This window comes from Flavobacterium columnare (assembly GCF_014844295.1).
GTDB lineage: Bacteria > Bacteroidota > Bacteroidia > Flavobacteriales > Flavobacteriaceae > Flavobacterium > Flavobacterium columnare.
This window is the reverse complement of record NZ_CP054494.1, coordinates 2,411,114-2,433,152: the sequence shown is the minus strand read 5'-3', so window position 1 is coordinate 2,433,152 and position 22,039 is coordinate 2,411,114. Positions and strand designations below refer to the sequence as shown.

Annotated in this window: 17 protein-coding genes; 7 read left to right on the top strand and 10 right to left on the bottom strand. The window is 30.8% G+C overall.

The features are described from left to right. Positions 1 to 26 precede the first annotated feature (26 nt). The 3 genes from HUE53_RS10575 to HUE53_RS10565 are packed head-to-tail and all read right to left on the bottom strand — an operon-like array spanning position 27 to position 3,539. Positions 27 to 1,361: a (Fe-S)-binding protein gene (locus tag HUE53_RS10575; protein WP_192188469.1), complete on the bottom strand. Its 1,335-nt coding sequence runs from the start codon at positions 1,359 to 1,361 to the stop codon at positions 27 to 29. A gap of 29 nt (positions 1,362 to 1,390) precedes the next feature. Beyond that, positions 1,391 to 2,341: an MlaD family protein gene (locus HUE53_RS10570; RefSeq protein WP_192188468.1), complete on the bottom strand. Its 951-nt coding sequence runs from the start codon at positions 2,339 to 2,341 to the stop codon at positions 1,391 to 1,393. 31 nt (positions 2,342 to 2,372) lie between these two features. Further along, positions 2,373 to 3,539 (bottom strand): N-acetylmuramoyl-L-alanine amidase family protein, encoded by a 1,167-nt coding sequence (locus HUE53_RS10565; RefSeq protein WP_041253420.1) that lies wholly within the window; start codon positions 3,537 to 3,539, stop codon positions 2,373 to 2,375. Between the two features lie 143 nt (positions 3,540 to 3,682). Between HUE53_RS10565 and HUE53_RS10560 the strand changes: the two genes are divergently transcribed. From HUE53_RS10560 to HUE53_RS10550, 3 genes are all read left to right on the top strand, one after another. After that, complete coding sequence (locus tag HUE53_RS10560; RefSeq protein ID WP_077225427.1) at positions 3,683 to 6,361, top strand: putative LPS assembly protein LptD; 2,679 nt, start codon at positions 3,683 to 3,685, stop codon at positions 6,359 to 6,361. A gap of 15 nt (positions 6,362 to 6,376) precedes the next feature. After that, positions 6,377 to 6,757, top strand: coding sequence for a RidA family protein (locus HUE53_RS10555; protein ID WP_014165527.1), 381 nt, complete (start codon positions 6,377 to 6,379; stop codon positions 6,755 to 6,757). Between the two features lie 732 nt (positions 6,758 to 7,489). Then, the gene (locus HUE53_RS10550; RefSeq protein WP_080572519.1) at positions 7,490 to 7,609 is read left to right on the top strand and encodes an IS3 family transposase; all 120 of its coding nucleotides are present in this window, start codon (positions 7,490 to 7,492) and stop codon (positions 7,607 to 7,609) included. Positions 7,610 to 7,683: 74 nt separating this feature from the next. Here HUE53_RS10550 and dnaK read toward each other — a convergent pair whose 3' ends face one another. The 5 genes from dnaK to HUE53_RS10525 form a co-directional block, all read right to left on the bottom strand. Further along, positions 7,684 to 9,573, bottom strand: a complete 1,890-nt coding sequence (gene dnaK / locus HUE53_RS10545) for a molecular chaperone DnaK (protein WP_065213429.1) — start codon at positions 9,571 to 9,573, stop codon at positions 7,684 to 7,686. Positions 9,574 to 9,954: 381 nt separating this feature from the next. Then, complete coding sequence (locus HUE53_RS10540) at positions 9,955 to 10,857, bottom strand: neutral zinc metallopeptidase (protein ID WP_014165530.1); 903 nt, start codon at positions 10,855 to 10,857, stop codon at positions 9,955 to 9,957. 531 nt (positions 10,858 to 11,388) lie between these two features. Beyond that, positions 11,389 to 12,294 (bottom strand): neutral zinc metallopeptidase, encoded by a 906-nt coding sequence (locus tag HUE53_RS10535; RefSeq protein WP_014165531.1) that lies wholly within the window; start codon positions 12,292 to 12,294, stop codon positions 11,389 to 11,391. A gap of 169 nt (positions 12,295 to 12,463) precedes the next feature. After that, on the bottom strand, positions 12,464 to 13,351 hold the full coding sequence (locus HUE53_RS10530; protein ID WP_077225060.1) for an EamA family transporter: 888 nt from the start codon (positions 13,349 to 13,351) through the stop codon (positions 12,464 to 12,466). An 83-nt stretch (positions 13,352 to 13,434) separates the two neighbouring features. After that, positions 13,435 to 15,090 carry an MFS transporter gene (locus tag HUE53_RS10525; protein WP_065213428.1) on the bottom strand — a complete coding sequence of 552 codons (1,656 nt, stop codon included), beginning with the start codon at positions 15,088 to 15,090 and terminating at the stop codon, positions 13,435 to 13,437. An 84-nt stretch (positions 15,091 to 15,174) separates the two neighbouring features. On the opposite strand from HUE53_RS10525, the gene HUE53_RS10520 reads away from it, so the two are divergent. Beyond that, complete coding sequence (locus tag HUE53_RS10520) at positions 15,175 to 16,095, top strand: hypothetical protein (RefSeq protein WP_014165534.1); 921 nt, start codon at positions 15,175 to 15,177, stop codon at positions 16,093 to 16,095. Between the two features lies 1 nt (position 16,096). On the opposite strand, the gene HUE53_RS10515 is transcribed toward HUE53_RS10520, so the two are convergent. Next, complete coding sequence (locus HUE53_RS10515; RefSeq protein ID WP_014165535.1) at positions 16,097 to 16,642, bottom strand: Smr/MutS family protein; 546 nt, start codon at positions 16,640 to 16,642, stop codon at positions 16,097 to 16,099. Positions 16,643 to 16,724: 82 nt separating this feature from the next. On the opposite strand from HUE53_RS10515, the gene HUE53_RS14525 reads away from it, so the two are divergent. Continuing rightward, complete coding sequence (locus HUE53_RS14525; protein ID WP_065213426.1) at positions 16,725 to 17,000, top strand: DUF2752 domain-containing protein; 276 nt, start codon at positions 16,725 to 16,727, stop codon at positions 16,998 to 17,000. A 147-nt stretch (positions 17,001 to 17,147) separates the two neighbouring features. Here the strand turns inward: HUE53_RS14525 and rocD are convergent, their stop codons facing one another. Continuing rightward, the gene (rocD, locus tag HUE53_RS10505) at positions 17,148 to 18,392 is read right to left on the bottom strand and encodes an ornithine--oxo-acid transaminase (RefSeq protein ID WP_014165537.1); all 1,245 of its coding nucleotides are present in this window, start codon (positions 18,390 to 18,392) and stop codon (positions 17,148 to 17,150) included. A 261-nt stretch (positions 18,393 to 18,653) separates the two neighbouring features. Between rocD and HUE53_RS10500 the strand changes: the two genes are divergently transcribed. Together HUE53_RS10500 and HUE53_RS10495 are read left to right on the top strand one after the other, a co-directional pair. Then, positions 18,654 to 20,105: a PhoX family protein gene (locus HUE53_RS10500; RefSeq protein WP_192188467.1), complete on the top strand. Its 1,452-nt coding sequence runs from the start codon at positions 18,654 to 18,656 to the stop codon at positions 20,103 to 20,105. A gap of 257 nt (positions 20,106 to 20,362) precedes the next feature. Next, entirely contained in the window at positions 20,363 to 22,039 is a 1,677-nt protein-coding gene (locus HUE53_RS10495) for a cytochrome-c peroxidase (protein WP_192188466.1), read from the top strand.

Sequence of the window (22,039 nt, the reverse complement as noted above, 5' to 3'; positions counted from 1 at the left end):
TATTGATTTGTCTGCAATTTCAACTATTAATTTTCGTCTTTCCAATTCAAACGATCCATCTGACTATATTGCCAAGGTGCACTATTGTTTTCAATATTGGTCATCATGGCATTTAAAGACTGAGGTGCTGCGCTTTGCTCCATTACTAAATAGCGACGCATATCCATGATTATCGAAAGAGGACTTATATTAACGGGACATTCTTCTACACAAGCATTACATGAAGTACACGCCCAAAGTTCTTCTTGTGTAATATAGTCATTTAATAACGTTTTTCCATCTTCTACAAATACCCCTTTATTTTTATTTATATTATCTCCCACTTCTGTTAAACGATCGCGTGTATCCATCATAATTTTACGAGGAGATAATTTTTTACCTGTCTGATTGGCTGGGCAAGAAGATGTACAACGTCCACATTCAGTACATGTATAAGCGTTTAACAATTGAACCCAATTTAAATCTGTAACATCCGAAGCTCCAAACTTACTTGGTACTGCATCTGCTGGTGCTGCCGCATAAGGATCAGCATTTGGATCCATCATTAATTTCACTTCATTGGTAACACTTTCTAAATTATCAAACTTTCCTAAAGGGTTCAAATCTGCAAAAAATGTATTTGGAAAAGCTAGAATAATATGTAAATGTTTAGAATAGTATAGGTAATTTAAGAAAACCATTACCATCATAAAATGTCCCCACCAGCCTATTCTTTCCAAAATATGTAAGGTTCCTTCACTCAAACTTCCAAAAAAAGCAGGCCCTAAATACTGAGATACAGTAAACCCAAACGATCCTTGTCCTTCAAAGTGTGATTTACCCATTGTATATAACACTTGATCCGTTCCATTCATAGTGAAAATACAAGATACTAATACAATTTCCATTATCAGGATTAAGTTTGCATCTTTTTTAGGCCATCCTAACAATTCGGTCTTATTTAAACGAGGTAATTTAAGTAAATTTCTTCTCATTAAAAAAGCAACAGTAGCCACTAATGCGGTAACTGATAAAATTTCGATAAAACTGATTAAAAAAGTATAAAAACCACCTAAAGCTGGTTTAAAAAAACGATGAGTTCCAAAAATACCATCAATAAAAATTTCGAGTAATTCTATTTGAGTAATTATAAAAGCTGAATACAATACAAAATGCAAAACTGCAGGTATTGGACGTGTAAACATCTTTTTCTGACCAAATGCTACTAAGAGCATATTTTTCCAACGATCTGATGAACGATCTGATCGATTAATATCTTTTCCTAACTTTATATTACGAATGATTTTTTTTACATTTTTTGCAAAAAATCCTATTCCAACACCAAGAATAATTAGAAAAAATAAACTGCTTAAATAATTCATATATCTATAAAAGATTGATTGGTTTAAAATTATTTTGATTGTGATTCAGGTCCTTTATATGGTTTATCTTTTTTACCAAAAAGGGAAACATTCACATAACGGGTAGGATGCAAACGCAAATCTTGTAATAACAATTCAATTTCTTTAGCGGCTTTGGTCAAGTTATTATACATTGCCTCGTCTTTCATTGCTTTTCCTAAAGTTCCTTGTCCCGCTTGCATATCTGCCATTAGTTTATTAACATTAGCTAAGGTTCCTTCTAAGTTTTTCAAGGTCTTTCCTAATTCTGCTTTTTCTAACTCACTAGATACTTTCGAAAAATCTGTGGTAATTTTTTCTATATTTCCTAATGAATGATTTAAGCTTTTTTGATTGGTTGCTAATAATTGGTTAGCTCCTTTACCTAATTTATTAAACTCTGCCATTGTTTGACTAAGCCGAGCTATAGCTTGTTGAAGATCGTTCTTTGCTTGATCATTTAAAATCTGATTAACATTAATCATTAATTGATCTGCATCTTGAACTAATGACTCTATTTTTTGCTGAGTTGGAGCTAATTTTTTACCTAAATTATCTGTTAATCCTAATTTAACATCTGCCTTTAAACGATCTCCGTCAACTGTTATATTTTTATCATTAAAATTAGGAATAATAGCTATTTGTTTTCCCCCTATAAAACCAGGCTCATATATTTGAGCTACACTTGTTTTAGAGATTGGAAAATCATCTTGATTAATTTGTAATTCAGCTAGAATTTTTCCTGTATCTGTCAAATTTAGTGATTTGACTTTACCAACTACTTTTCCACTGATAGTGACAGATGCGGAAGAAAGTAGACCTTCTACATTATCAAATTCTACAAATAGTCTTTTATGGTTATTTAACAAGTTACTTCCTTTTAAAAAACTATATCCCCAGATAAATAATAAAATAGAAGCAATTACCAAAATTGCTGTTTTAATTTCTCGTGTTATTTTCAAAATATAAACTTTTTTTTTACAAAAATACTAATTACTTAGCAGATTTCACTGCTTCATTCAGGCTAATTTTAACTCCATTTTTATAGGGAACAATAAAAGCTGATTCATATCCTTTGTTTTTAACTTCTGTCAACATTTTTCTAGATTCCTGATAATCATTTGTTTCTCCATACATATATTTATAATATCCTCCTTCAAAAACAGAGGAAATACTAGACAACCCATTAAAATTCTCTGGTTTAATATCAATTTGCATATTACTTGCTTTTAATTGCACTTTAAAAACAACTTTTTGATTATCAATTGTTTTTGTTTTTATTTCTGATTTTACAGGCTCTTGTTTTACAACGTCTTTCACGGGTGCTACGACCTCTTTCCCTTTAGGCGTGGTATCTTTCGGGGTAGGTTTTTCTGATTTTTTAATATCTAGAAAGGGTACAGAGCCACCAAAATGTTCTGCTTTCATCCTAAAAATGGCATCTGCTATGGATCTTGCTACATTTTCTTGTCCCTCTTCTGAATTTAGATAAGCTCCTTCTAATTGATTAGAAATAAATCCTGTTTCTACTAAAACTCTAGGCATAAAGGCTTTGTGCAGAACCATAAAAGGTGCCTGATGTACTCCTCTATTTTTACGATTTACTTTTTGGTCAAAATTGTCTTGAATTCTACTGGCTAATTCAATACTTTGATCTAAATATTCTTCTTGTGCAATTGTAGCACTAATTAATGATTCAGGAGCATTAGGGTTATATCCTGCATATTTCGTTTTATAATTATCCTCTAACTTTATAACTTCATTTTCCTTTCGTGCCACAGCTAAACTAGAAGCACTTTTTGAAAGTCCCATTACGTAGGTTTCTGAACCATAAGCTTCTAAATTTTTATTAGCATTGCAATGAATAGAAACAAAAATATTTGCTTTATTTTTATTAGCAATATTAGCTCGTTCAACAAGTTCTATAAAAGTATCTGTTTTACGAGTATAAATAACATCAATAGTAGGATCTTTTTCTAAAATAGCTCCTAGTTTTAAAACGATAGCTAAATTAATTTGTTTTTCTACATAACCATGATACGTAGCTCCAAAGTCTTGATTACCATGTCCTGCATCTAAACAAACTCGAAACTTACTTGTATTTTGTGCTTGAAGAACACCAGACAAAACAAATAAAGCAGCAAAAAAAACACGTTTCATTTTATTTCTATTTTTCACCTTCATTTCACTAATGAATTAAATGGTTATAATTTTATTAAATACTTACTTAATTTCTAAAAATAGCTGTAAGTTTGTGGCTTCAAAAATTAAGCCATATTTTTACAAAAATAGTATTTATAGCTTTGCGTACAAACTTATTTTACATCGTTTTAGTTCCTTTTTTTATAACCGTTTGTAGCCTGAGCCTACAATCGCAGGAACTTCCTAAAAAAAACACTAGTCTACTATCTGTAAAACAGAAAGATAGCATAAAACTTAATTCTAATATTTCAAATAAAAAAGAAGAGATTGCTAAAAATAAAGACAGTATAAAAAAGAAAAAATCTTTTTTAGAAGGTAAAATATTCTATAAATCAAAACATTCTGTTAGGCTAGACAACCAAAAAAAACTTGCTATTTTAAAAGATGAAGCAGAAGTAAAATACAAGGATATCGAGCTTAAATCTGGCATTATCGTTATAAATTATAATAAGGACGAAGTATATGCAGGTAGATTGAAGGACTCAACTGGTAAATATATACAGTATCCTGTTTTTAAACAAGGGAATAATATTGTTGAACCCGATTCAATCCGTTTTAATTTTAAAACAAAAAAGGCATTAATCTGGAACTCTAGAACGGATCAAGGAGAGTTTAAAATAAAAGGCGAAATAACTAAAAAAGAAAACGACTCTGTTTTTTTTATTAAAAATGCAAGATTTACAACTTCTAAAAACTTAGATGATCCTGAGTATTATTTCTTGGCTCGAAAAATAAAATTTGTTCCAAAAAAGAAAATAGTAGCAGGTCTAACGAATATGGTAATTGCTGACGTACCTACTCCTATAGGGCTTCCTTATGCTTTTTTTCCAATGACTGAACAAGCTAGTTCTGGAATTATAATGCCTACTTTTGGACAAAATAATGCCCAAGGATACTCATTACAAAATGGCGGATATTACTTTGCTATTAGTAATAATTTAGACCTAGCCTTACTAGGAGATTACTTTACAAACGGTAGTTACGGACTAAGAGCAGAGACAAATTATGCAAAACGATATAAGTACAGAGGTAATTTCAATTTTCGCTATGAAAATCAAATAAATGGAGAAAGAGGCTTACCAGGTTATGGAAAGTCTACTCTATATAATTTACAATGGAGCCATTCTCCAGATGCTAAAGCAACACCCAATTCAAGATTTTCTGCCTCAGTAAACTTAGGTAGTAGCAAATACTACCAACAATCGTTTAATCAACTAAACACCTCTAATTTCTTAAATAACACTTTAAGCTCCTCTATTTCATACGGAAAAACGTTTAATTGGACTCCGCAAGCAAACCTTTCTTTAACGGCTTCGCACTCTCAAAATACAAATACCAAACAAATTAACATGACACTTCCAACCTTACAAATTGGCTTAGATCGTGTTTTTCCGTTTGCCGCTAAAAGTGGTACTAAAAAAGGAATTATTAAAAACCTAAATTTCACTTATAGCTTACGAGGTGAAAACCGTGTACAAACAACTGATTCTTTATTCTTTAAACCTGCTATGTTTAAAAATATGCAAAACGGGATTCAACATAATATTCCTTTTAGTACGAATTTTAAAATTCTTAAGTACTTTAGTATTACTGCTTCGTCTAATTTCAATGAAACATGGTATTTTAAAACTACAAGAAAACAATACAACACTGCGCTAAAAAAAGTAGAAGAAACTGACAAATCAGGTTTTGATTCTTTTAGAACCTATGATTTTTCAAGTAGTATGGGTACTACTATATATGGTACTTTTAATTTTAAAAAAAATGGAAAAATCCAATCCATAAGACATACTATGCGACCAAATGTTGGTTATTCTTACGCGCCTAGTTTTGAAAAATATTATGACACATACGCTATTGATGGCAGTGGAAAAATGGCAAATTACACACGTTTTGAAAAAGGAATTTTTGGAGGCCCTTCCAATAGAAGAAACAATAATTTATCTCTTTCTTTAAATAACGTTTTTGAAGCTAAAGTACGAGATAAAGACTCTACTAAAACAGCTCCTAAAAAAATAATCTTAATCAACAATCTGAACTTCTCTTCTAACTATAATATTGACGCGGATTCATTAAAGTGGTCTCCTTTACGAGTAAGTGGGGGTACTAACTTACTTAAAGATAAATTAACTATTAATTTTGGCATGACTTTAAACCCCTATGCTATCAACAGCAAGGGCAATACGATAGACAAACTCAATATTAACAATGGAGGTAGTTTATTTCGAATGACTAGTGCTAATATTACTTTAAACTATTCTATTAATAGTAATGATTTGAGTAGTAAAAGGAACCCTGAACAGAGTAATTTAAATAATTCAGGACTAAGAAATGGTGGTAGAGCAGACGACCTTTTTGGGACATCTAACGATTTCAGCAATCGAAATCAAAATCCTTTTGACAAAAAAGACAATGATGATTCTAATTTCAAAGGATTTTACCAATCAGTAATTCCTTGGGATTTGAACCTTGCTTATTCCTTAACTTACTCTAATAATAGAAGAGAAAATACGATCACACAAAATTCATTAATGGTCTCGGGAAATATAGATCTTACTCCTCGTTGGAAAACAGGAATATCAACTGGATATGATTTTGTACAAAAGGGAGTTACGTATACCCAATTGCGTTTTCAAAGAGATTTATTAAGCTGGCGTATGGATTTTCAATGGAATCCGTTTGGAGATAGAGCCTCTTGGTATTTCTTCATAGGCATCAGTTCTTCTATGCTAAGTGATATTAAATGGGATAAAAGAAGTTTACCTGATAGAAGATTATAATAATTTATACAAAATATGAAAAAAATAATTTTTACAGAAAAAGCACCTGCCCCTATTGGCCCTTATAGCCAAGCAGTACAAATTAAGGATACTTTATACACCTCAGGACAAATAGCTATTAATCCTGAAAATAGCGAATTAGTTTTAACTTCAATTGAGGAAGAAACAGAACAGGTTATGCAAAACTTAAAAGCAGTACTTGAAGCTGCTGATATGACTTTTGAAAACGTTATTAAAACAACTATTTTTATTATGAATATGGGTGATTTCACAAAGATCAACTCTATTTATGGAAAATATTTCGAAGAAGCTACTGCTCCTGCTCGCGAAACAGTACAGGTTGCTACGCTTCCTAAAAACGTAAACATTGAAATTTCTATGATTGCTGTTAAATAATCATACGAATCGATATAAAAATAAAAATGAGACGATTTAGAAAGATCGTCTCATTTTTATTTTAATCAATAGCTAAACTAAAAGTTTATATGAATTTTAAAATATAAAAAGAGAAACCTTAGTTTTTTATTCTAGTCTATTTTTAAGTAATATTTTTTTATTATACCATTTAACCTTAAAATATACTGGATTAAAAAGTAAAGTTCTCAATACGTTTTTTTTTCATTTTAAAAACAACTCGAACAGACAGTTGAGTATATAATTGAAATCATCGTTAGTTCGAGCGCGAAGCGCATCGAGAACCAACACTAATTTTTGTTACTTTTGTAGATGTACTATTTTTAAAAAGAAAATTCAACGTTTAAATGGTATTAAATCCTTGATGTTTTATATTATTATATTTTATTACCCACAAGTATAGAAATTCCATAGATTAGTTTTTTGGTTGTTTATGAGTTTTACTGTTTACTCAAACCTCGTGATTTTTTATAGAGTATAACAGTGAATAAATCTTTAATTTTATATGCTGATAAATAATTTTTTGCTCTTATTTGATAAAAACACATCACAAAATAAAATTCCCTACAATGCCACCCTTTTAGATTCAAAGAATACTCTTTTAGATTCTATTTATAGTCTCTTGTTTGTCACTCCGACGTAAGGAGGAGTCACATAATCAATATCAAAAAAAGGAATCATAATTAGGAACATTTCATAAAATAATACAGATCAATAAACCAATTAAAAAAAGAGATAAATGAATATATAATTTATTACAATAATGATAGAATCAAGTCAAATTTAAACAAAATGAGCCCGATATTCTATCGGGCTCATTATTATCAAAGTTAATTATAAATTTGTCTAAACTTTTGGGTGCAGTACATTTTTCGGACAGCTTTCTTATTTATAAAATTTATAATATTTTATTTTACTTCTTCAAACTCTACATCTTGAGTAGCGTCACCACTTGCATCAGCTTGTGGCTGTCCTTGAGCGGCTTGCTGCCCTTCTGCTTGAGCTTTATACATTTCTTCAGAAGCGTTTTTCCAAGCTTCATTGATTTTTTCTAAAGCTGGAGTAATAGCAGAAATTTCTTTTGTTTCGTAAGCAGCTTTTAACTCACTTAAAGAATTTTCTATATTTGATTTATTACCTTCTGATAATTTATCACCAAATTCACTTAACTGCTTTTCCGTTTGAAAAATCATGCTATCTGCTTCATTTAACTTATCTGCTTTTTCTTTAGCGGCTTTATCTGCTTCCGCATTCATTTCAGCTTCCTTACGCATTCTCTCTATTTCTTCTTGTGTTAATCCAGAAGAAGCTTCGATACGAATGTCATGTGATTTGCCTGTTCCTTTATCTGTAGCTGATACTTTGATAATACCATTTGCGTCGATATCAAAAGTAACTTCAATTTGCGGCACTCCTCTTGGTGCTGGCGGAATACCATCTAAATGAAAACGACCTATTGTTTTGTTATCGTTAGCCATTGGTCTCTCACCTTGTAATACGTGAATTTCTACTGATGGTTGATTATCTACTGCTGTCGAGAAAACCTGTGATTTTCTAGTAGGAATTGTTGTATTAGATTCAATTAATTTAGTCATTACACTTCCCATTGTTTCAATACCTAAAGAAAGTGGCGTTACATCTAATAACAATACATCTTTCACATCACCTGTTAGTACACCTCCTTGAATAGCAGCTCCAATTGCTACTACTTCATCTGGATTTACACCTTTAGATGGTTTTTTACCAAAAAACTTCTCTACTTGTTCTTGAATAACAGGAATACGTGTAGAACCTCCTACCAAGATTACTTCATCAATATCAGAAGTAGACAAACCTGCGTCTTTTAATGCTTTAACAACAGGCTCCATTGAACGTTTTACTAAACTATCCGCTAATTGTTCAAATTTAGCACGTGTTAGAGTTTGCACTAAGTGTTTTGGTCCAGAAGCTGTAGCCGTAATATAAGGAAGATTGATTTCAGTTTGTGCTGATGCTGACAATTCAATTTTTGCTTTTTCAGCAGCTTCTTTTAAACGTTGTAAAGCCATTGGATCTTGACGTAAGTCTAGTCCTTCTGCTGATTGAAATTCATTAGCTAACCAATCAATAATTACTTGATCAAAATCATCTCCTCCTAAATGAGTATCACCATTAGTTGATAATACTTCAAACACTCCATCACCTAATTCTAAAATAGAAATATCAAAAGTACCTCCACCTAAATCATAAACAGCAATTTTTTTATCGTGAGCTGCTTTATCTAAACCATAAGCTAAAGCTGCTGCTGTAGGCTCGTTAATAATACGCATTACTTTTAAACCTGCAATTTCACCTGCTTCTTTAGTAGCCTGACGTTGTGCATCATTAAAATAAGCTGGAACTGTAATAACCGCTTCAGTTACTGTATGTCCTAAATAATCTTCAGCTGTTTTCTTCATTTTTTGAAGTGTCATAGCTGATAATTCTTGTGGTGTATATAAGCGACCATCAATATCCACACGTGGTGTATCGTTATCTCCTTTCACTACTTTATAAGCCACAGTTGAAGCTTCTTTCGCGCTTTCAGAGTATTTATTCCCCATAAAACGCTTAACAGAAGCAATCGTTTTAGTAGGGTTTGTTACTGCTTGACGTTTTGCAGCATCTCCTACTTTAATTTCTCCTCCTTCAACAAATGCAATTACTGATGGAGTAGTTCTTCTACCTTCTGCGTTTGCAATTACAACTGGTTCTCCACCTTCCATTACTGCCACACATGAGTTAGTAGTACCTAAGTCGATTCCAATAATTTTACTCATAATATAATTCTCCTTAAATTTTAATTCTTTTTAATGAACTACTTTTAAACAAGTAGTCGTGCTTTCAATACATTTTCGAAAATGACAAGGATTATGCCAATACTAAAAACGGTGTCGTTTGTCAGCACACCTTTATTACTTTATGACAAAATGACAAAAAAAACATTCTTCATTATTTTTTAAATTGACAAAAAAACAGATTTTCCATTCGTTTACCTCGTTAACAATTCCTTTTTTCACAAATCTAAAGCAGCTTTTTAAAATTTTGATTTGCCCCCTCTCTTCTTTATAAGTAAAAAAAACAAAAGTAGGACTTTCTATTAATAAAAAAGCCAACTATACAATGATAGCTGGCCCTAAAAATAAGATTAACTAAATTTATTATAAGTTAAAATATTCCGCATCAGACATTTTTCCTGATTGAATTTTTTGTAATTCCTGCATTTTACTCATAATTAATCGGTGGCCTTTATCACTCATTCCTTCTGGTTTAGCCATTCTATAAGAAGCATTTAATACTCCATTATAGTAATAAAAGAATTCAGTATCAAACTGAGTTGCTGTTAATTTAGTATTTGCAGGATCTGCTAACAAAAATCCTAAACGAACTGCTGAGCGTCTTTGTGCAGGTTTACCATGATGATCTGATTTTGTTATTTGATTATCTCCAATTGAATATGCAAATTCATAAGCTGCGGCTATTTGATAATAAGTAGTTTTACCATACCCTTTTCTCAAATAATATCCCGCCATTCCATCTGCTTCTAACTCACTTGCTCTGGCGGTTGATTCTTTTACAGAAGGTAAACGAAACGTATATTGTAATTGATGTCCATACTCATGAGCAAGAATCATTATGTTAACTAAATTTGAGGCATCTTTAGATTTTGCATCTCTGAAAATACCTTCTCCATAATAAATTTTCCCAGTATCATAAGAAATAGCATTATAAGTAGATTTCCAGTCCGTGCCATTTTTTACAAATCTAAAAACTGGAGCTGCTTCAGAAATTCCTCTCCAAAAAGTTTTAATAGCTGTATTTTGATCATTCATTAAAATAGCATCTGCTACTGTTCCTGCTCCATCAGATAAGGTTTTTGATAGAGTAGCCGAAGCTGGCCAATTATCATCAACAAAATCACATTCTTTTTCTACCTCTATTGGTTTTTCTATAATTACTGCTTCTTCTTGTTTTTTTACTTCTTCTTTTTCTTTAGAACAAGAACATAATATTAAAGAAACTACACCCAACAACAGAGTGCTTACTTTGATTTTTTTTTTCATAAACTTAGTTTGTTTTTAAATAATTTCTGCAAATTTAAATTTTAAAAATCACAAATAAATCATAAAACACAACAATATTTTTAAAAAAACATATAATTATAAATTAATTAATTTTTTGTTAAATTTAAAACATAAATAAAATTATAGTATATCATAAAAGAGTAAACACTTGATTTAATTAAATTTATTTCTTCTTTAAAATAAAAAAATATCAAGAATAAATGATCAGTGGATTGATACACATTAAAACGCCTACTTTTTAAATTAGTATCTTTAAGTTCATGCAAATTTAAAAACAAAAAAATAGAATAGTAAACAATATAATTATAAAAATCATTACCTCTCTAAAAAACAATACTGTAGATGCTATTTCTAATTTGAACAATAATAAGCCACAAAGGTTCTTCTCTCTAATATTTTTTAATACATAATCCGGGTTTAAAATTTGATTATTTTATCAGAAAAATAAGATTACAAAAAAGCCAGCTACAAACTTATAGCTGGCTCTAAAAATAAAATTAACTAAATTTATTATAAGTTAAAATATTCCGCATCAGACATTTTTCCTGATTGAATTTTTTGTAATTCCTGCATTTTACTCATAATTAATCGATGCCCTTCATCACTCATTCCTTCTGGCTTAGCCAATCTATAAGTACCTGCCAGCACCCCATCATAGTAATAAAAGAAGTTTGAATCAAACTGAGTTGCAGTTAATTTAGCATTTGTAGGATCTGCTAACAAAAATCCTAAACGAACTGCTGAGCGTCTTTGTACAGGCGTACCGTGATGACCAGGACTTGTTGTTTGATTATCTCCAATTTCATAAGCAAATTCATAAGCCTTAGCTATTTCAGAGTAAGTAGATTTACCATACCCCCTTCTTAAATAATAACCTGCCATTCCATCTGCTTCTAATTCACCTGCTCTAGCTGTTGATTCTTTTTTAGAAGGCAAACGGAACGCATATTGTAATTGATGTCCGTACTCATGAGCAAGAATCATTACATTGATTAAGTTTGAAGCATCTTTAGATTTTGCATCTCTAAAAATTCCTTCTCCATAATAAATTTTTCCATTACTATAAGAAATTGCATTATAGGTGGAATTCCAGTCCGTACCGTTTTTTACAAATCTAAACACCGGAGCTGCTACAGAAGTCCCTCTCCAAAAAGTTTTAATAGTAGTATTTTGATTTGTCATAAAAGTAGCATCTGTTGATGTTCCTGCGCCAGAAGATAAGGTTGTAGATAAACTAGCTGAAGCTGGCCAAGAAGAATCTACATAACTACATTCGTGTTCAACTCCTGTTGGTTGTTCTACAATTGCTGCCTCTTCTTGATTAGTCAATTCCTCTTTTTCCTTAGAACAAGAAAATAATGCTACTGATGTAGCCACACTCAGCAACAGAGTGCTTACTTTGATCGCTTTTTTCATAAATTGGTTGGTTTTTAAATTATTTCTGCAAACCTATAATTTTTTTTTTTAAAACAAAAATAAAACAAACATTTGTTCTCATAAAATATTAAACAAAACAATAAAAAGGATTAATATTAATAGCATATTCCCTCTTTTTTAACAAAAAAGTGAAATTTTGTGTAAAAAATTAATCCCCCTTTTTCACAAAATAGTTGATGTTAAATAAAATTATAGCAACTATTATTAACAAGTAAGCACTTAATTGAATTAGATTTATTTCTTCTTTAAAATAAAATAATGCCAAAAAGAAATTAATCAACGGATTAGTATACATTAAAACTCCTACTGTTTTTGAATCAATACCTTTAAGGGCGTACAAATTTAAAAACAAAGGAAGGATAGTAAACAATACAACTATAAAAGTCATTACCTCCCAAAATAATAATACTATGGGCGTTTCTGATTTATAAAAAAAATAAAAAGGTAATAACAGTAATGATGAAATCATCAATTGAATTGTTAATACCACAAAACGATCAAATTGATTATTTTTTCTTTGACTTATAAGATACATTGCAAAGGTTGATGCAATTATTAAGGAATAGATCAAATCTTCAATATGCCCATAAGATAAAATACCACAGCTAATAATAAATAATCCTACTGCTATCCATTGTCCTTTATTCAAATTTTCTTTGAGTATAAAATAAGCTAATATTGTTGTAATTATTGGACAAATTAGATAGGCAAATGAAGCAGATTGTATACTAACATGATTTACGCAATACATGAATAAAAACCAATTTAACACAAGTAACAAACCTCCTAAAACGGTTAAAAAAATTGTTTTTTTCTTGATCTTTATACTTAATTCATTAAACGTTTTAAAATTATTAAAAACGACGTGTTTTCTGAATAACAAATTAATGAGTAACAACAAAAAGGTGGCATAAAAAACGCGGTAGAATAATATATCTAAAGAAGGATAAGCATGAAGTTTTTTTATCGCCAAACTAAAAAAGCCCCATATAAAGAAGGATGAAAAGGCAGCTACAAAATATTTGTTAAGGTTCATAAAATCAGATTTATAATTATAAAAAAAGGATAAAAGTACTCAATTCCTTTTACCCTTTTCTAAAATTAATATTTTTCAAAGTTCTAATGCCCTTCTTTAATTTCTATTAAGTCTACATCAATATTTTGTTTTTTTAATATATTCTTAACTAGAATTGCAAAAAATGTTAAATAAGCAAAACAAAGAACAGCTACAATATATGAATTATGTATACCTATTAAATCTGAAATTTTACCTTGAATAGGAGGTATTATTCCACCACCTAATATCATCATGATTAAAAAAGCGGAACCTTGTGAAGTATATTTTCCTAAACCAAAAATAGATAAACTAAAAATTGCTGGCCACATGATACTACACGCTAATCCTCCCGCTAAAAACGCATAAACTGCAATAATACCTGTTGAAAACAAACCTATCAGCATAGCCATCAGACCAAATAAGGCAAAAATCATTAATGTTCTTGCTGGTTTATCTTTAGATAAAAACATGGCTACAATTTGTAATAGAACACATAAAACATAAAAATATAAAGGTTTCATATCTTTACCAGAAAGGATATTAGCACCTAATACTATTCCAAATGCTATCAGAGGGACTACTATTAATGCTATTATCTTTTTCATTCCTTTCAAATCAAAAACACTAATAGCACCAGCCCAACGTCCTATCATTAAACCTCCCCAATACATAGATATATAAGGCGCAATATCAGAAGATTGTAAACTACCAAATTCAGGTAATTTTAACAATTCTCCTAGGTTACTTCCTATAGCAACCTCAACACCTACGTAAACAAAAATGGCCAACATTCCTAATACTAGTTGAGGATACTGCATAGCCCCCCAACCTTCAGGGTTTTTCTTAGCGGATGTATAAGCATAAAAAATTCCCCCTAAAACTACTACTAAAGCTCCAATTAACCAGTTCATTCTATACTCATTTAAATCTAATAAATCAGACGAATTTAAATCATTTACATTCTGATATGTTTTAAAAATAAAGGTAAAACAAGCGGCTAAAAGTATGGTCATAACGACCAATGTCATTAAAGCCTTATTGGCTTTTTCCATAGGTTCATTAGAGATTCCTGAGGGTACTTTTTTAGATAAATAAAACAATGCTGCTGAACCTACAAATAGTAAGCCTACACACACATAAAGAAAAATAACTTTATCTAATTCTAAATGTTTAATTTGATCATCTGAAACTGAAGCGGTTGTTCCAAACAAGGCTAAGGCTACAATTATTGGCCCTATTGTTGTCCCTAATGAATTAATTCCTCCTCCTAAATTTACTCTACTTGCTCCTGTTTTAGGATCTCCTAATAAGATAGCAAAAGGGTTAGCTGCCGTTTGTTGCAATGAAAAACCTAATGCTACTATAAACAAACCTACCAACATACCTTCATAGATACTCCCTTTTACGGCTAAAATCATGGCTCCTGCTCCTAAAGCAGAAAATAACAAACCATAAATTATACTTTTTTTATGTCCCCAACTTCCTACAATATCTTTCCCTCTGGCATTTCCAAAAGCAAATAATAATAATGCTCCTAAATAATAAGCCGTATAAAATGCAAAATCTATTAACTGGGATTGGAATTGATCTAAGGAAAAATAATTTTTACAAAATGGAATAAATATACTATTTCCTGCCGCAATAAAACCCCAAAAAAAGAAAACCGTTACCAGGGTATATAAAGCTGGATAATTTGTTTTTGTTACTTGTGAATTCATAAATATTTTTAGTTAGCGATCCAAATATAACAATAACTTTGATTAAAATTTTAAAATTGTATTTTTGTTTTAAATTTAAAGAATATGAAAAATTTTTGGTTTTTACTAACTTCACTAATGCTTCTGACGGCTTGTGATGACGGGAATATAATAGAGGAAACATTTAATTTTGGAAACATTACTGTTCAAAAATGCAACACCACCAATACATTATATAAAATTAATGATAGAGAAGCTCTTGTCTTTGTTACTCCTGAAACAAGCTTTCCTAATGAAGAAGGAACTAAAACGTACACTATTGGAACAACTCATAGTTTAGTTTATAAAAAGTTTTATTCTACAATTAGTAGTAATGAAATCTGTTCTACGGGCAGTGTTCCTATTGCAGAACAATGGACCGTATCAGGCGGGACTATTGAAATAACTTCTAACAAAATAACCTCTACCAATGATCCTTCCAAAATAGTAGGTTATAACCATAAGATCTTATTCAAAAATATAACATTCAACACCCCTAACAAACAACTGGTATATGACCAATATGATTTTGGCAATTACACAACCGATTTAATCGATTTAAAATTTGATTATAAAAATGCTGTTATGCAAAATTGTTCAGGAAACAACCTTATATTTAAATACAATAATAATAATGCCTTATTGTTAGATATAGATTCTAATTTATATAAACACCAAACGGTTGGTACAAAGACGGCGTTAATAAATAACGTTAATAAAATAAGCTATAGAGTTTACAATGGTAATTTAAATAGTAATTTTTTCTGTCAATCTATCCCTCCTACAAGTCCTAGTTTAACCGAAGAATGGATTGCTCAAAACGGGACAACGGATAACGATGGTGTTATTGTGATAGAAACCACTCAACAAACCTCTACCACTTATCGTCATGTTATCAAACTCAGAAAAGTTACTTTTAAGAATGGAATTAAAACATACAGTCCAAATCCTAATGGTGATTATGAATTTGGCGAAATTATAAACTAGTTTACAAAAAGTTTTTTTGGTTAATATATACTTCTGTTGCACCAAAACCATATTTTTGAAAACTAGCTTCTTGAAAGCTGATGTAGCTATATCTATTTAATAGGAAATCTAGTTCAGCTTTCAAGATCCCTTCTCCAACACCGTGAATAAGTACCACTTTCTGAATTTTGTTTTTTATTGCAAAATCTAGCTGTCTTTGTGCTGTTTCTATTTGAATATTTAAAATATCGTAATTATTCATTCCTTTAGTACTTTGTACTAATTTTTCTATATGAAGATCCACCTCTAAAATGGTTTCATCCTTCTTAGATTTTTTTTCTTTTATAGAATTTTTAGGTTTAGAAATTTCTTTTTCTTTCTTTATTGCATAAAAATTTGTTGTAGAAAAATCCATTCCTGATTCTCCTATCAAAATCAATTCGTTGCTTTTAAAAGGTAACTCAAAACCTTCTTCTGTTTCTATCCAAACTTGATCTGTAGCTATCTTAATTACTACTCCATTAATATTATCATCTAAAACGGACACTTTATCTCCTTTGGAAAACATAACTTTTTTTTGACAAAAATAGGAAGTAAATATTTAATTTTACAATGAACTACGTTTTTACACGGGTAGAAAAGAAATAATCATGAACGATTTTATGATTCCTTGTTTATTTAAAATGGTTTTCAGGGTAGATTGTCTGGGGTGTGGGGCACAAAGGGCTTTTATTTTATTACTAAAAGGAGAGTTAAAAAATGCTTTTTTTATGTATCCTCCTCTTTTTAGCGTACTTCCTTATGTATTGCTAATAATTGGACAATATTTTAAAGTTTTTAATTTTTCTAATAAATACATCCGATCATTAGGCTATATAAACTTAATTATTATGTTTATTTCTTATTTTATTAAACATTTAACATAAAGAAGGAGGCTGTCTACAAGATAATAATTGTATCATTTTATCTTGTTCCCTAACAGTAAGAAATAGCATCAAAAATGAAGCTTTTCGTGTTATTAAATAAACAAAATAAGATTTTCTATGCTTATTTTGTAGACAGCCTATTAGTTTTTATTTTTCAAACGCTTTAAGAGTATCTATGATTATAGCAACACAATCTCTTAATTGTTCTTCATTCATCACCAAAGGTGGTGCAAAACGAATAATATTGCCATGTGTTGGTTTAGCTAATAAGCCTTTCTCTGCCAATTTCACACAAATATTCCAAGCTGTATCACTTTCTTCTGTATCATTAATTACAACCGCATTCAACAACCCTTTACCACGGACTAAAGTAGCTACATTCGATGTTTTTATAAATTTAGCTAATTCTTCTCTGAATATTTTCCCTAAACGTTCTGCATTTTCGGCTAATTGCTCCTCTTTTACCACTTCTAAAGCTTCTATAGCCACAGCAGCAGCTACTGGATTTCCTCCAAAAGTAGATCCGTGTTGACCTGGTTTTATTACATTCATAATGCCATCATTAGCCAATACAGCTGATACAGGATACGCACCTCCTGATAATGCTTTTCCTAAAATTAAAATATCAGGTTGAACATTTTCATGATGTACTGCTAGTAATTTACCGGTACGAGCAATACCTGTTTGAACCTCATCGGCTATAAACAATACATTATGTTTTTCACATAATGCTTTTGCTTTTGCTAAATATCCTTCACTAGGAACATAAACTCCTGCTTCTCCTTGAATAGGTTCTACTAAAAAACCTGCAACATTAGGAGATGACGTAATTGCTTGTTCTAAAGCTTCTAAATCATCGTATGCAATTTTTATAAATCCTGCTGTATAAGGGCCAAAGTTCTTACGAGCATTTTCATCATTAGAGAATGAAATGATTGTGGTTGTTCTTCCGTGGAAGTTATTTTCACAAACTATAATTTGAGCCTCATTTTCATTAATTCCTTTTTTTTCATAAGCCCATTTACGACACAATTTCAAAGCTGTTTCAACTGCTTCAGCTCCTGTGTTCATTGGCAATACCTTATCAAAACCAAAATAGTTGGTTACATATTGTTCATAAACACCTAACTTATCATTATAAAATGCTCTTGAAGTTAAAGTTAATGTTTGAGCTTGTTTTACCATAGCATCGACAATTCTTGGATGACAATGCCCTTGGTTTACGGCAGAATACGCTGATAAAAAATCGTAATATTTCTTACCTTCTACATCCCAAACGTACACTCCTTCTCCTCTACTTAAGACTACTGGTAGTGGATGATAATTGTGTGCTCCGTGTTTGTCTTCTAATGCAATGGCTTCAGCTGAACTTAATTTTTCTAAAACTGACATAATAATTCTTATTGATTGGTAAAATCGCAATTCCTTCTTACGGGCGAGAAATCAACCCTATGAACGTCAAAAGTACAAATTTCTACGATCATTCTCCAAACAATTCAATTTCAAACATCTGATCTTTTTCAAGAAACATTTTATTAACAAACATTTCTGTTTTTTAACTATAAGTAAATCGTAATATAACAATCTAAAAAAAAGTCATAAACATTTAGCTAACATAAAGCCTGTAGGTTTGCCAAAACAAAAAATAAATTTATGAACTTAAAAAACATGCTCTTTACCTCTATTATTATATCAGTAATAGCTTGTAATAGAGAGGAAAACACAAACACGGATTCAGCAGTTGAAAATACTCGTATTGAATTTAAAAACCATTCTAAAACTCCTGCTCTTATAAAAACAATGCCTGAGTTTTCAAGTATTCAAACCTATTCTTTATTTTCAAGTGAAGACCCTTTTATTAATTCTCCTGACTTTGTTTTTGGGGGTTCCGCAGACGGATCGGGACTTATAAAAAACCCAGACGGCACCTTTACTTTTTTAGTAAACAATGAAGATAATTTTTCTGTTTCTAAAATAACTTTTGATAAAACCTTTAAACCTATTGCTGGTGAATATGTTTTAAATTCTAAAGGTGCAGGAACCAGACTTTGTTCTGCCACTTTAGCAATGCCTGAAATTCACGGTTTTGGACCTTTCTTTTTAACTTGTGGTGAAAGCGATAGTGAATCTCTTGTACATAAAATAGCACCTACGGATACTCACATAAATGCCAGTATTCCTAAAACCATTCCTGCTTTTGGTAGATGGAGTGCTGAAAATGCAGTTCCTTTATCTAAAAATGCTTACGCTGGTCAAACAATTATCATGATTGGAGATGATGACAACAAAGATTATGGAGGTCAACTGGTAATGTATAAATCAACAACAGGCGATTTAAACAATGGAAAAGTATATGTAATCAAACGTATAGATAACGAATCTATTGAAACTAAAATGACTGAAAATAACACCTATGACATAGAGTTCGTTGAAATTACAAACGCTAAAACCAATACAGGCTTACAAAACAATCAAGCAGCCCAAGCCGCAAATGCCATTATTTTTGGACGTGTAGAAGATATTGACTGGAATAAAACCACAGGAAAAGAACGAGAAATTTATTTTAATGTTACAGGTCAAAACAATACGGGAGTAAACGCAAATAATACCCGAACTAAATACGGAAGATTGTATCGTTTAGAATTAGATCCTAGCAATCCTTTAAAAGGAAAATTAACTGTTATGTTAGACGGTGATAACAAATCAGGTTTAGCAAAAACATTTCAAAACATAGATAATATTTGTGTTACAAAAAACTATGTGTATCTACAAGAAGATGCTAATGGTTATGGTGACGAGTCACATGACGCATATATTTATCAATACGATATCGCTAAAAAAACACTAAAAGTAGTTTTTGAATTAGATCACAGACGAAATGATACTTCTGATAAATATTTAGGTGCTAAATCGCCCAAAGGTTCTTGGGAATATGGTGCTTTATTAGACGTTTCTGATATTATTGAAAAAGACAATACCTTTATGTTATCTATACAACCTCATTCTTGGGAAAAAGAGGATTTTAAAGGTAAAGATGGTGGCGGTTTACGCCCAGACGAAAAACAAGGAAGTCAGGTTATTCTTATTAATGGTTTACCAAGATAATCCTTTCTAAATACACTCTATAAACGAAACCTAGAGACTGTCTAAAGATTATTCATCTATCATCTGTTGTTCAACAAGAACCAAACTATTAAACGAATTAAATTCTAATTATACATTAGTCTTTATAATAAAGATGAAAAAAGTAAAAGCAGTCTCTTTTTTTTACTAACTCAATTTTCATGAAAAATATAGTCTTTTTAATCCTATTCATTTGTACTATCTCCTGCAAAAAAAATGAATACCGATCCATACAAAGCGTGCATAACACACAAAACCTACTCAAACTTAATTTCAAGTACTTTGCCAATGAAATAAATACATTTGAAAAAATAACAAAAAACAATGCAACAGCAGATCAATTACGAGATCAATTCAAAAAAACTCGGTTAGCTTTTAAGAAAACAGAAGAATTTATTGCTTACTATTTTCCTAGTAGTTTTATAAAAATAAACGGTGCTCCCATTGACGAAAATGATCTCAACGAAACCAATAGAAAAATAGAATACGCTACAGGATTTCAAAAAATTGAAGAACTAATATTCCAACCTTCAATTAACAAATTTTTTTTATCAAAAAACATTGAAATACTAAAAGGCCATCTCGTAGTATTAACCCAACAAATCAACAACTTACAATTAAATGACAGCAACATATTTGAAATTCAAAAATTACAATTACTTCGCGTTCTAAGTTTAGGAATTACAGGTTTTGACTCCGCTCTAGCCCTGCATTCATTACCCGAAGCACAAAGTTCCTTAAGAGGTATTCAGGAAGTTGTTAACAGTTTTCAATTTGATAAATCATTCAATACAGCCATTAGTAAAGCAATATCTTACCTCAAAAAAAACAATTCGTTCAACACCTTTGATCGTGCGGTATTTATCACACAATACGCCAATCCGATATTTCAAAATATCTTTCGAATTCAACAAGAATTGCATATTAAAAACAATCCCTTTTTAACTGCTATTAATTTTAATAAAAAAACGCCTTTTGAAACAGAAGCGTACGACCCAAACTACTTTGCTCCTTTTTACAACAAAAACCCTAGCAAATTACAAATTCACTTGGGTAAACAACTTTTTTTTGACAAAATTTTGAGTGGCAATAATCAAATAAGCTGCGCCAGTTGTCACATTCCTAACCAGGCTTATGCAGACCACAAAACGAAAGCCGTTGCAAATAAAACATCACGTAATACGCCAACCTTATTAAACGCAGGATTGCAAAACACCCAATTTGCAGACAATCGCATTCGTTATTTAGAAGATCAAGCCAAAGCCGTTATAAATAACCCCGATGAAATGCACGGTAGCTTTACATTAGCCCTTAAAAAACTTAATAAAAACCAAATGTATCGAAATCTTTTTCATAAAGTTTTTCCTAGTTCAAAAAATATAACCGAAGAAAATTTATTACAATCCATTGCTAGTTTTGTCAGAAGTCTATCCAAACTAAATTCTAAATTTGATGAATATCTAAGAGGAAAAGCTTCTTTAACCATACAAGAAAAAAAAGGTTTTAATCTTTTTATGGGAAAAGCAAAATGCGCAACTTGTCATTTCTTTCCTTTATTTAATGGCAGCATTCCTCCTTTATACCAAAAAACAGAAAGCGAAATATTAGGTGTTCCCTCCCGTATACATTCAAAACAAATAGATCCCGATTTAGGAGAATATCATATTACAAAAGCACCACTCAAAAAATATGCTTTTAAAACACCAACCGTTCGTAATGCCTCGATTACCTTTCCTTATATGCACAACGGTGTTTTTAACACGCTAGAAGAAGTCATTAATTTTTACAATAAAGGAGGTGGCAAAGGAAACGGAATCATAGTAGAACACCAAACTTTAGCTCAAAATCCGCTCCTTTTATCTAAAGAAGAAATGCAAAACATAATTCGTTTTATACAAACCTTAAACAATCCATAG